This is a genomic window from Variovorax sp. KBS0712, from assembly GCF_006323185.2.
GTDB classification, from domain to species: Bacteria; Pseudomonadota; Gammaproteobacteria; order Burkholderiales; family Burkholderiaceae_C; genus Variovorax; species Variovorax boronicumulans.
The window spans coordinates 264,378-276,633 of sequence record NZ_VCCD02000002.1 but is presented as its reverse complement, the minus strand read 5'-3'; the positions used below and the strand labels follow the sequence as shown (position 1 = coordinate 276,633).

Below are 12,256 nucleotides of genomic sequence, written 5' to 3'. Positions count from 1 at the left end.
TTCAACGCGCTGGTTCGTTGAGCGCGCGCAGGCTGTCGACGCCCTCCGGCGAGAGCCACAGCAGCGTGTTCAGGTAGGTCTCGATGCGGTCGACCAGCGCGCTGCGCGGGCCCTCGCGCCATTCGGTGGAACCGTAGAACGCCGCCTGCTCGGCCTCCAGCGCCTCGCGGCTCGCGTAGGCGCGCACGAGGTGGTAGCTCTCTTCCTCGTGGTCCGACCGGCCGTAGCTCACCACCTCCATGCCCTTGCTGCGCAGCATGGGCACCGCGCGTTCATGCATCGCGCGGTGGAAGTCGTCGAGGGTGCCGGGCTTGAGGCGGTAGGTGCGGATTTCGAGCAGGCGCTTCATGGGAACGGACGGCAACGTTCATGCGGGAATGCGCGGCGCGTCGACGTCGTGCAGCCGCGCGCTGAAGTCGTACTTGTATTCGCAGTCGCCCGTGTAGGCCAGTGCGATCTTTCCGGTCCACGTGATGTCGAAGCGGTCGGTGCCCGCGATGCGGTCGAAGCGGATGTGATGGTGGGCCGCGGCGTCGTGTCCAAGCAGGTAGATGTGAAAGACGTTGTCTTCCGTGTCTTCGGGCGGCGGCAGATCGATGCTGACCTCGAGCCCGTCGAGTCGCGCCAGGCTGAAGTCGGGCAGTGCGCAGACCGCGAAGCCACCGCCGTCGCCCCAGGCGGTCGACGACAGCGTGCAGCGGTGGTAGTTGGTCCAGACCCCGGGCGCGTCCCAGTCGGACGGGTAGTCGATGTCCTCGTCTTCGGGCTCGTCGATCTCGCGCTCGGCGTCGTAGTCTTCACTGCGCAGGTGCAGGTCGAACCACACCTCGTTGTTCCTCACGGACGCGGTCCAGCGGAACTCCTTGATGGGATGGCCTTCGGGCCACGGGTTGCCGGCGAAGTGAATGCGGTCTCGAGGCGTCATGGGGCGGGTGTCGTGCGTGTTCGTTGCGCTGTCGTGTGCGCGGGCATGGGCGCTGTCGTCCGCGATCGCGACGCAGCGCGCCAGCAGGGCGGCCTCGCGCACCTCTTCGGTGGTGTCCACCTGGAACACGTTCTTGCCGCAGTCGCTGCAATACCGGACGCCGGGCGTGGCGGTGGCCTCGAGTGCGTCCCAGGGCTTGGGGCACGAGAGCGATCCGTCGTGTTCGCTTCCCGACGGCGCCTGTGGATCGACTGGCGCGCGGCCGATGCGGATCGACTTCTTCATGGGGGCGGTGGGCGGTGGGTGCCGAGGATGTACTGCGCGACCCATTCCGCCTGCTCCGGTGTGTCGGGCATGTCGACGCCCCGCGAGCGGCTCAGCAGGTGGAAGATGTTCTGGCGCGGAACGCCGAGCCCGTGCAGCAGGCTGCCCGCGATGAGGCCCGTGCGGCCGATGCCTGCGCGGCAGTGGATGGCGATGGCCTTTCCGCTCACCAGCTCGGCGCCCAGTTCGGCAATGAAGGCCACCGCGTCCCGCTGCGATGCCGGTATGCCGCGATCCGGAATCGGGAAATGCCGGAACACGATCCCATGTTCGGCACAGAGCGCAGGCTCTTCCTGGAGTTCAAGTGCCCTGATTTCCTGTGCCTCGAGCAGGGAGACCACCATGTCCAGCGAGGCACGCTGCCAGGACGCCACCTCGGCGCGCAGCAGGTCGCCGCCGCGCGGGCGTGCCATCAGGCCCAGCCGATGCGGCGGTATGTCGCGGACCCAGTGGATGGTGGTCTCGAACATGGTCTGCGGACCTTACAGCCGATCGATCAGCCGCATCGCCCTCAGGTGAAAACGATCGCCGTCTTGTGCGCGATGCTCAGCCGCGCCGATTCGTACAGCAGCAGCCACGACTCGATCTCCCGGTAGAGGCCTTCGTCCTCGCCCATGCTGTCGGCGATCCGCGCGGCTTCCTCGTCCGACAGCTCGCCGTCCGAAAGCGTGATGCCGAGCGCGGGCGCCACCAGCACCAGTTCCTCGAGCAGGCGGTACGACGAGCCGAGCATGCCGCCGGGCAGGTCGGTCTCGTCTTCCCCGGCAAAGATCACTTCGTCGAAGTCGACCGGCAGGTAGAAGCCTTCCGCGTCGGAGTGGCACAGCAGGTGGCTTTCGAACATGTTGGCCACGTCTTCGAGCGTCTCGTCTTCCGTGGGATCGGTGTCTTCCGGCAAGGGCGTGGCAATCCAGCCGGGCGTCGTCACGCGGTGCGCGTAGGCGCGGCGCAGGTAGTGGATGAACGAGTAGGGCAGGCCATCGAGTGGCGCGCGGGATTCGAGCGGCGGCAGGCTGCGCGGCTCCACGTGCGGCGGCAGGCCGGCTTCGGCGAGCTTGCGGTTCGCGGCAGCGAAATCCGCCTCGAAGTGTTTGGCGCTCTCGGGATCGTTCTCGATCAGGTCGGCGAGGATGCCGACGCAAACGGCCAAGCCCATGGGGTTCTCCAGGTTGTGGGTTCGCCGCGATGGTGACGAGGCGCGGTGAAGGCGGGATGACGGCCCGCCTTCACCATGACCGCGTTACTTCGCCGCCTCCACCTTCACCCGCGCATTCGGCGTCTCGCCGAACATCTCGGGCGCGTACATCGCTTCCACGCGGCTGGGCGGCAGCGCGAAGTCGCCGACGTTGTTCAGGCGCACGGTGTATTCCATCTTCACGACGCCCTTGGGCAGGTACTCGTAGTAGCTGCGGAAGGCCTCGAAGCTGCGCTCTTCGAAGGCCGGCCAGCCGGAACCGCTCTTCTTCTCGCCCTGCGTGGCGATCTGCGAGTCGCGGCCCAGGCCGCTGCCCAGGATGGTGGCGCCGCCCGGGACCGGGTCGGTGATCACGACCCAGGTCATGTCGGTGCTGGCGTTGACCTCGATGCTCACGCGCAGCACGTCGCCGCGCGTGTACTTGCCGGCCACGGCCTGCTCGACCGGCGTGACGGTCTTCTTCAGCGCATAGCCCGCCGCGAACGGCGCCTTCAGCTGCACGGCGGCCAGCGACTGCAGCGTGAGCCACGGCTTGCCGGTGCCCTGCTGCGTGACCAGCAGCGTGTCGCGCACGGGCGCACCCGTGGGCGATGCGGACCAGGGCAGGAACATCGTGTTGTTGCGCAGGTTGCCCGGCGAGGCGGGCGCGCCGAACATCGTGGTCTGGTTCGGGGCGCCGGTTGCGTCGCTGGCCTTCACGCGCTCCACCTTGCTCCAGTCGACCTGCGCCTTCACCGCGCCCAGCGTGGCGGCGGTGACGCCGGCCACCGGCGTGCTCTCGAACACCTTGCTGAACTTCTCCAGCGCCAGCCCGCCCCACAGGTTGGCGGTGGTGGTGTGCCAGGCACCGTTCTGCTGGCGGCCGATGAAGCCGTTGGCGAGCTTGCCGATGTCGTCCTTCCAGGCCGGGTCGTCCATCACCGTGAGCAGCAGGCGTGCGGTGTTGACGTCGCCGTTGGTCATGAGCCACCACCAGTAGTCGTCCTGCTCGGTGCTGAAGATCAACTTGGTGCCCTGGTAGGACAGGCGCGCCTTCAGCACGTTGTTGGCCTCGTCCAGGCGCTGCTGGCGCTGCGGCACGTCGTTCACGCGCTTGAGGATGTTGACCCAGTCGATCACCGCGCTGGTGGGCCACTGGTTCGGCGCGATGGTGATGCTGCCGAGCATGCTGCCCTTGGCCTTGCCGTAGCGCGAGAGCGCTTCGAGCGCGGCGAGCTTGCGCACGTCCAGGTCCTTGCGCGGGCTCCAGAACTCGCGCGTGACGCGGCCTTCGACGAACGCGATCAGGCCCGATTCCATCGGTGCGCGCGCGTCGTCGGCGAGCGCGAAGGCGGGGTTGAGCTGCGCCGCTTCGTGCGTGGCCGCGAGCAGGTACGACGTGAGGATGTCGCTGCCGCGGTTGGCTTCGCCGTCGCGCGGCGGGAAGTAGCTGGCCAGGCCGTCGCTGTCCAGGTAGGTCGGCAGCGTGGCCAGCACGCCCTGCCACATCTTCGCGTCGCGCAGGCCGACCGCCTTGCTGGTCTTCTGTTCGAGGCAGCTGAAGGGGTAGTTGGCGAACCAGTCGCGCACGCCCGGCAGGCCTTCGGCCAGCTTGGGTTGCAGCGACATCTTCAGGCCGCCGCGGCCGGGCAGGGCGTCGGCAGGCGGTGCCACGTCGAGCGTGAACGGCCCGTCGACCTGCACCAGCGTGGCCTGCTGCACCGTGAGCGGCACGGCGGGCACGATGCGCTGGCGCACCTTGAGCGCGTCGCGCGCGCCACCGACCGTGTCTTTCGCCTCGATCTCCCACAGGATGGCTTCAGCGCGCGTCTGCGCGAGCTGCGCGGGCGCGGTCACGTTCCAGGCCGCTTCGCGCGATTCGCCGGCCGGGATGTCGACGGTCTGCGTCTCGAGCGTGAGCAGCGTGGCGCGCGGCGTGGCCTCCACCTTCATCGGCTTCTGCGTGGTGTTGCGCAAGGTGATCTGCGCGCGGAACTGGTCGTCCTCGCGCACCAGCGGCGGCAGGCCGCTGATGATCTGCAGGTCTTGCGTGGCCTGGATGCTGGCCTGGCCGGTGCCGAACAGGCTGGTGCCCGCATCGGCCACGGCCACGATCTTGAAGGTGGTGAGCGCGTCGTTGAGCGGCACCGTCACCACGGCCTGGCCGTTGGCGTCGAGCACGATCTTCGGGTTCCACACGAGCAGGGTGTCGAGCAGTTCGCGCGTCTGGCCCTTGCCGCCGCCGCCGCCCGCGGGCACGGCCTTGCGCCCGTAGTGGCGCCGGCCGACGATTTCCATCTGCGCGGTGGAGGTGCTCACGCCCCAGCTGCGCCGCTGCAGCATCGCGTTGAGCAGGTTCCAGCTGTCGTTGGGCATGAGCTCGAGCAGGGCCTGGTCGACCGCGGCCAGGGCCACTTCGGCGCCGGCGGCTGGCTTGCCGTCGGGCAGCTTGGCGGTGATGGTGACCTGCGCCTTGCTGCGGATCGGGTAGCTGGGCTTGTCGCTGGTGACGGTCACGTCGATCTGGTGCGCGCGCGTGCCGACGCGGATCTCGGCCATGCCCAGGCGGTAGGCGGGCTTGCTCAGGTCGACCATCGCGGTGGGCGCGACGTATTCCTTGCCCTCGTACCAGAAGGCGGTCCACCACTCGCGCGGCGCCTTGAAGCCCCAGGTGAAGAAGCTGTACCACGGCACTTCGCGCAGGCGACCGCGCAGTGCGAGCACGCTCACGTAGGCGTTCGGCCCCCACTCGGGCTTGACCTGCAGGCTGACCGTCGGGTCCTTGCCGTCGAGCTGCACCACGTGCGTCTCGACGATGCCTTCACGTTCCACCGCCACCAGCGCGGTGGCAAAGCGGAACGGGCTGCGCACCTGGAACTTGGCGACCTCGCCGGGCTGGTAGCTCTTCTTCTCGGGCAGCACGTCGATGCGGTCGTTGTCCTCGCCGCCGAACCAGAGTTCGCCCTGCTTGGTCACGTAGACCGAACTCACGGCGCTGGCGCTGCGGCCGTCGCTGTCGGTGGCGCTGGCCACCAGCTCGACCTCGCCGGCTTCCTTCAGCTCCGACTCGCACAGCAGCAGGCCGCGCGAATCGCTCTTGCCGGAGCAGACGGTGCCGATGTCCTTGGTCTCGGTCTTGTTGTCGTAGGTGTAGAAGCCGCCCACCATGCGCTTGCGGCTGGTGGTCGTGATGCGCGCCACGGCGCGCACGTTGAGCGTCACGCCGGCCTGGGGCTTGCCCGTGAGGTCGAGCGCGAGCGCCTGGAATTTGAGCTTCTGGCTGGTCGAGACCCAGCCCTCGGTCTTGATGCCGGCGATGACCGACGCGGGCCACAGCGTCTGCGTGCTGCGAATGGTCTGCACCTCGCCGTTCGGGTCGGCGTAGGTGGCTTCGAGCAGCAGCTCGCGCGCCGCCTTCACCTTGGGCACCTTGTCGATCGTGACCTTGCCGGCGCCGTCCTTGTTCAGCGTGAGCGGCAGCTTGTCGGCGATCACGCGGGTGTCGTTCACGCTGTTGAGGTCTTCCTCGCCGGCGCTGGTGTCGGCGGCGGTGGCGGCTTCGCTGCCGTCGCCGGCGGCGCGCGGCGGGTTGAAGCTGAAGGCGTCGTAGTCGGAAAAGCTCAGGCCCTTGCCGCGCACCATGGCCGACACGCGCACCGGCAGGTTGGCGGCGCCGCCGCCGGCCACGTAATTGATCTGCACGTCGGTGGGCACGCTCGTGGCGGCCACCAGCGGCTTCTTCTCAGTGGGCGCGATGCGGCCTTCGAGCACGGGCAGGCGGAACTCCTCGACGCGGAAGATGCCGGTGGAGTAGGTGCGGTTGTTGCCTTCGTCATTGGTGCCGTCGCCGCTGCGCAGCTCGACCTGGTACACGCCGAGCTTGGCGGCCGGCGGAATGGCAAAGCTGTTCTCGGCGCTCAGGCCGCCGGTGGCGGTCTTGCGCCAGGCCAGCGGCTGGGTGAAGCGCTGGCCGCTGCCCATGTGGGTCACGACCAGCGTGTCGGGCCGGTTCTCGGGCAGGCCGAAGCCCTTGCTGGTCTGCGTGCGCAGCAGGCTCTTCATCGACACCGTCTCGCCGGCGCGCAGCAGCGTGCGGTCGAAGATGGTGTGGGCGATGCCGTCGGGGCGCACGTCCAGGCTGGTGGGCACGTTGAAGCGCCAGGGCTCGATACCGCGCTGCCAGTCGCTCCAGGTGAAGGCGAGGTCTTCCACGCCCTTGTCGTCCTTGGCGCGCGCGCTCACGAACCAGGCGCTGGTCTCGTACTCGTTCGGGCCGTTGCAGCTCGGTGCATCGGGCGACACGCCGTTGAGCATCACGATGCCGCTGGCGTCGGTGGTGCCGGTGGCCACGGCCTTGCCGTCGCAGCTGGACACGCGCACCTCGGCGCCCGCCACCACCTTGCCCTTGTCGAGCGTGGTGACCCAGGCCATGGAGTTCTCGCGGCCCAGCTTGAAGTGCACGGCCAGGTTGGTGGCCAGCGCGGTGGTGCGCACGTACATCGTGCGCCCGGCGTTGTAGCGCTCGTCGAGCAGGGCTTCGCCGAGTTTCTGCGAGGCGATCTCCAGCACGTGGAAGCCCGGCGTGAGCGGGATGCCGACCACTTCGAAGGGGCGCGGGTCGCCGCTCTCGGCCTTGGGCATGTCCAGGGCCTTCACGCCCGGCTGGCCGCCGAGCAGCGACACCATGCGCGTCTGCACGTGCGAGCGTTCGTTCTTGTCGATCACCGGGGGCAGGGCACCCTTCACGTCGCGGCGCGCGGTGTCGCGGCTGACCGTGTAGCTGTCGTAGCGGCGCACCTTGCGGTACCACGCGATGATCTCGGCGTCGGTTTTGGGGTTGAGGTCGCTCACCTTGCCGGGCGTGAGCGCCTGCACCATGAGTTGCGGCTCCACGCGGCGCACCGTGACCGGCATCATGGCCGGGGTGCCGGGCTCGGCCAGGCGCTCGATCACGCCGAAGGGCGAGGCCGCGAACTTGGCCAGCGGCGGCATCGCGCCGGTCGCCACCTTCAGCGGAAAGCTGCCGGGCGTGCCCAGCGGGCGGCCCGAGGCGTCCTGGAAGCCGGAAGGCAGCTCGATGCTGAACTGCGTGCTCTCGGCCAGCGGCGGGCCGAAGCTCGCGCTGTTGACCACGTCGTCGTCGTTCTGTGAGCCGCCGCCGCTTTCGAGCGTGGCCTTGATCGTCTTGCCGTCGCCCTTGAGCACGATCTGCGAGGCCACCTTGCGCGTCACCGGCGCGTTGAACTGCAGCTGCATCGGGCGCAGCGGCAGGCAGGCGGCCTGCGCGTTCTCGCGCTCGCAGGTGAAGGACACGGCGAAGGGCTCGCGCACCTGGTAGTCGAAACGGCGTTCCACGTTGTTGGCGACGCCCGACGGCGTGGCCACGCCCTTGCCGTAGACGACCTGCACCTTGGCGCCCGGCGTGAGCGTGCGGTTGCACTGCATCGTGATGAAGCGCAGCGGGTCTTTGGCGGCTTCCTTCTCGCGGTGGAAGGCCTTGAGCAGTTCGGTGCGCGCCTCGCCCTCGAGCAGCTTGGCCGGAATGCGTTCGCCGACACCGTCGGCCGCGCACCAGACGTTCTGGCGCACGCTGTCGATCGTGGCCGCGCCGTTGAGCTCGAGCACGAACATCTGCTGCTCGTCGATGCGGGCATAGGTGCCCGGCATGTAGTTGCGCACGAACGGGCCGCCGCTATTGAATTGATAGCGTTCGGGGCCGGTCAGCTCGCCGCCGCCGGCCGGCTTGAAGGTGGGAACGCGGGTGACCGAGCAGCGCACGCCGGGCGGCAGGTCGTTCTCGAAGTCGTAGACCCAGGCCTTGGCGTCGGTCCAGCGGCCGGTGCCCTTGCCGGCCTGCGCGTCCGAGCAGCTCACGGTGAGCGGCGCGGGCGCCTTGGGGTCGCCGAAGTTGACCGCCGCCTGATCGAATTTGGCGACGACCTGGCGCACGCGCGCCACTTCGCCCTGCGGGGTCAGGCTGGTGATCTGAAGTGCATGGCCCGGGCCCGCCGCGAGCGCGCCGGCGGCCAGTAGCAATGTCGGAATGAAACGGTTCACGGAGTTCTCCACCTTGAGGCAGCGCGCAGCGTAGCCGATTTGCATGGCGCTTCGGGAGTGCCAAGCGTCATAGGCCGTGCGTGTTTGAAGCGCGCGTTCGGTCGACGTACGCCGGTCTTCTTACAATCGCTGACGTCGTGCGTGCGCTGCGCAGACCGCCACCAAGACCTCGCCGCCGACCGAATGAAACGCTACTGGGAAATAGACGCCTTGCGCGGGCTGATGCTCGTGCTGATGACCGTCACCCACCTGCCCACGCGGCTGACCGATCCACTGGGTCAGCCTTTCGGCTTCGTGTCGGCCGCCGAGGGCTTCGTGCTGCTGTCGGCCTTCGTGGCAGGGCTGGTCTACAGCCGCATCGGCCACGTGCGCGGCGTCGACTCGATGCGCCAGGCCTTCTGGCGGCGCGTGCTCAAGGTCTACCTGTGCCAGGCGGCGATCCTGCTGTTTTTGTTCACGGTGATTGCGGCGCTCGGCGTGCACATCGACCAGCCGGCGGTCAAGAACCTCGTGTCGTACTACCTGGCCGAGCCGCGCGACGGCTTCCTGTTCGGGCTGCTGCTGATCTACGAGCCGCCGCTGCTGGACATCCTGCCGATGTACATCTTCTTCATGCTCATGAGCCCCTGGGTGCTGGCCTTTGCCATGCGCCACGGCTGGACGCTCGTGATGGTGGCCAGCGCCACGGTCTGGGCGATGGCGCAGTTCGGGCTCAGCGAATGGGTCTACGGGCTGGCGGTGCGCTACCTCGGCGTGCCGGTGCCGTTCCACGAGATGGGCGCCTTCAACACCTACGCCTGGCAGTTCCTGTGGTTCGCCGGCCTGTGCCTGGGCGCCAGCCGCAATGCGCCCGAGGCCCGGCCGCTGCGCTTTCCGGCCTGGCTGCTGGTGCTGGCGGCGGGCATCGCGCTGTACGGTTTCTACTGGCGCCACACCGGCATCAACGGCCAGGCGCCGTTCGGCGGCGATGTGGAAATGAACCTGCTGTTCGACAAGTGGCAGCTCGGCCCGCTGCGCATCGTGAACCTGGTGGCGCTGGGCATCCTGGCGGTGCGCTTCGGGCCCTGGCTCATGCGCAAGATCCCGCGCCTGCACTGGCTCGAGGCCATGGGCTCGGCCTCGCTGCCGGTGTTCTGCGCGCACCTCGTGGCGGTGCTGCTGGTGCTGGCCTTCTACGGCGACAACCAGATGGCGCGGCCCTGGTGGGGCGACGGCCTGCTGCTGGCGGCGGTGTTCGCGGGGATGTACTTCGTGGCGCGCTTCACGCGCGGCGCCGACGTGCCGCCGCCGGCGGATGACGTGCCTTCGGAGCCTGCACCGGCGTAGGTGTCTGCAGGGAGCGCCGCTCGTTTTTTTGAGAAGAGGGGGAGGGCGATGATCGATTCCGTGCTTTGGAGACGGGCACTGGCGGCCTGTGTGCTGGCGTGGGGTGCGGCGGCGCATTCGGCGCTGCCGGAGGCGGTGCAGCAGGAAGTGCAGCGCTGGCTGAACTGCTACAGCCCGAACTACTCGTCGGCCTGCGAAATCGCACTCGACAGCAGCTCCGCCCTTGGCCGTGTGCGCCGTGGTTCGGCGCTCCTGCTGGGTTCGGAGGTCGATGCCGCGACCCGCGCCCGCGCAATGGAAGACCTTCGCTCGGCGGCGGCAGAGGGCTATCCGCCTGCCTACGAATCCCTGGCGGTTTTTCTCGGGCGTGGCGCCGGCTGGAGCGAGGGCCTGCGCTGGCGCTGGCTCGGGGCCGAGCACGGCGATACGGACGCGGCGAAACAGCTGAGCGGGCGCATCGGGCTCGATGGGGCGGATCGCCAGTCGGCGGCCGACCGGATGTTCCTGTCGTGGGTCCACTGCCATCCTGCGTCGTTCGAGAGCAGCGGGCCCACGATGTCGGCCTTGAACGATGCACGCAAGGCCTCACCGGGCGCCGACCTGGCGCAGGTGATCGCCCAGGTCCACGCGAAACGACTCAACGAAGCCAAGGCCAAAGCCGAGAACTTCCTGCACGGCTGCGTGCCGGGCGCCTACTACCTGGCCAGCCTGTCGCCCGACGACCAGGCCTGGGTGCGCAAGACGGTGCGCGCCCGCATGGCGCAGACGCTGAAGAACATCAAGGAGGCGGTGCGCAAGTTCCCCGACCTGGAGCTGCTCACGCTCCCCGAATACCAGGACCTGCTGCCGCCGCCCTGATCAGGGCGCGTTGGAAGGCGAGGCCGGCGCCGCCGGCGGCTGCGGCAGGTGCGGCGCCACCACCGACTGCCACAGCCGGTAGCCCTCGTCCGTCAGGTGCAGCCGGTCGCCGCGGAACAGTTCGGGGCGTGGCCGTCCATCCGCGCCGAGCATCGGCGTGTGGATGTCGATGTACTCGCTGTTGGGCAGCAGGTTCAGGTAGGCCGAGATCACGTGGTTGGTCTCGCGGATCTGCGGCATGAGCTGTTCGCGCGACGGGCTGGGCTTGACCGAGATGAAGCTGATGCGCACATCGGGCAGCTCGGCGCGCACCGTGTTGGCAAAGCGCGCGAAGCTGTCCAGCACCTGCAGCGGCGTGCGGCCCTCGGCCAGGTCGTTGTCGCCCGCATAGAGCACCACCTGCCGGGGCTTGTAGCGCACCACCAGGTCGCGAGCGAACAGGGCGCAGTCGGCCAGCGTCGAGCCGCCGAAGCCGCGGTTGACGATGCCGCCCGGCACGCGGGAAAAATCCTGCGACAGGCGCGTCCACATGCGCACCGTGGAGCTGCCCACGAACACCACGCCGCCCGGCGCCGGAAAGCGCTCCTGGTCGGCGCGCGCGAAGGCGGCCAGTTCGTTGTGCCAGCGGGCCTTGGCGGCGAGGTAGGCGGAGGCGGTGTCGGCGGCCGTGGCGCCGTCGGCTTCGTAGGGGAAGGCGGCGGCCGCGGTCTGGGCCTGGGCGGTGAAGGCGGCGGTTGCCAGCAGCAGGGCGGCGGTGGCCGCCAGCGCGGATTTCATCGAAGGCATCGGAAAGAGAACGGAAGCGGAGAAATTCAGGACAGGGTCAGAGCGTTTTTTCGATCAGCGGGCCATGGAACAGCACCGGCCCGGTCGGGCCGCCCGCGCTCGGCACGCCGCCCTTGGGCTCCAGGCTGATCGCCAGCGCCGGTACGCGCACATCGGATTCCGAGGCGGCCAGCCGCAGCGCCGGTGCATTGTCCAGCACGCCGAGCGAGCGCGGCGCGCCGCCGGGCGGCAGGGCCCACAGCTGCAGCGACTTGTCGGCGCCTTCGCGGAAGCTGCCCACGCGCTGCAGCACGAGCTGCTTCTTCTTCGGGTCGAAGGTCACGAGCATGGAGGCGGCGGCCTTGTCGTCGGACAGCACGGCCACGTACTGCACGGCGGGCGCGTTGACCAGCTGCTCGCGCAGGTTCAGGCCCACGCCCACGGCCAGCACGGCCACGAGCGCACCGGCCGCGGCGGCGCCGCGCCACAGCGCGAGGCTGCGCAGCCAGCCGCCCGTCGATGCAGACGCAATGGGCGCGGCGTTGTCGCGCTGCCGCTCGAGGGCCTGCTGCGCCTGCTCGGCGTCGATCAGGTTGCGGATGCGGGTCCAGACGGCCGGGTCGGGCGCGACGGGCTGCTGCAGCTCGGTCATGCCGGCCAGCCGGCCCTGCCAGACCAGCGCGGCGGCGCGCACGGGCGCCTGCTCGCGCGCCAGGGTTTCGAAGCGGCGGCGGGCGCCGCCGCGCAGCGTGCCCAGCGCATGGCTGGCGGCCAGCAGTTCGAGCAGTTCGGGGTGGGCAAGGAGGTTCATGGGGCGGGTCTCGTGA

General features: G+C 69.2%; 9 protein-coding genes. 2 read left to right on the top strand and 7 right to left on the bottom strand.

Translation table 11 applies throughout. The annotated features are described in order from the left end of the window. Nucleotide 1: 1 nt before the first annotated feature. The 5 genes from FFI97_RS18125 to FFI97_RS18105 form a co-directional block, all read right to left on the bottom strand. Complete coding sequence (locus FFI97_RS18125; RefSeq protein ID WP_139702392.1) at nt 2-349, bottom strand: NIPSNAP family protein; 348 nt, start codon at nt 347-349, stop codon at nt 2-4. Nucleotides 350-367: 18 nt separating this feature from the next. Beyond that, nucleotides 368-1,210: a hypothetical protein gene (locus FFI97_RS18120; RefSeq protein ID WP_139702393.1), complete on the bottom strand. Its 843-nt coding sequence runs from the start codon at nt 1,208-1,210 to the stop codon at nt 368-370. Continuing rightward, on the bottom strand, nt 1,207-1,719 hold the full coding sequence (locus FFI97_RS18115) for a tyrosine-protein phosphatase (protein ID WP_139702394.1): 513 nt from the start codon (nt 1,717-1,719) through the stop codon (nt 1,207-1,209). The genes FFI97_RS18120 and FFI97_RS18115 overlap by 4 nt, the downstream gene beginning before the upstream one ends. Before the next feature lie 41 nt (nt 1,720-1,760). After that, nucleotides 1,761-2,405 carry a hypothetical protein gene (locus FFI97_RS18110; protein ID WP_139702395.1) on the bottom strand — a complete coding sequence of 215 codons (645 nt, stop codon included), beginning with the start codon at nt 2,403-2,405 and terminating at the stop codon, nt 1,761-1,763. Nucleotides 2,406-2,489: 84 nt separating this feature from the next. After that, entirely contained in the window at nt 2,490-8,480 is a 5,991-nt protein-coding gene (locus FFI97_RS18105) for an alpha-2-macroglobulin family protein (protein ID WP_139702466.1), read from the bottom strand. Nucleotides 8,481-8,663: 183 nt separating this feature from the next. Here FFI97_RS18105 and opgC point away from each other — a divergent pair, with 183 nt between their 5' ends. Next, nucleotides 8,664-9,806, top strand: a complete 1,143-nt coding sequence (gene opgC / locus FFI97_RS18100; protein WP_062474337.1) for an OpgC domain-containing protein — start codon at nt 8,664-8,666, stop codon at nt 9,804-9,806. Between the two features lie 48 nt (nt 9,807-9,854). Further along, on the top strand, nt 9,855-10,664 hold the full coding sequence (locus FFI97_RS18095) for a hypothetical protein (protein WP_139702396.1): 810 nt from the start codon (nt 9,855-9,857) through the stop codon (nt 10,662-10,664). Here FFI97_RS18095 and FFI97_RS18090 read toward each other — a convergent pair whose 3' ends face one another. Both FFI97_RS18090 and FFI97_RS18085 read right to left on the bottom strand, forming a co-directional pair. Continuing rightward, entirely contained in the window at nt 10,665-11,441 is a 777-nt protein-coding gene (locus FFI97_RS18090; RefSeq protein WP_139702397.1) for an SGNH/GDSL hydrolase family protein, read from the bottom strand. Between the two features lie 46 nt (nt 11,442-11,487). After that, nucleotides 11,488-12,240: an anti-sigma factor domain-containing protein gene (locus tag FFI97_RS18085; RefSeq protein ID WP_139702398.1), complete on the bottom strand. Its 753-nt coding sequence runs from the start codon at nt 12,238-12,240 to the stop codon at nt 11,488-11,490. Nucleotides 12,241-12,256 lie beyond the last annotated feature (16 nt).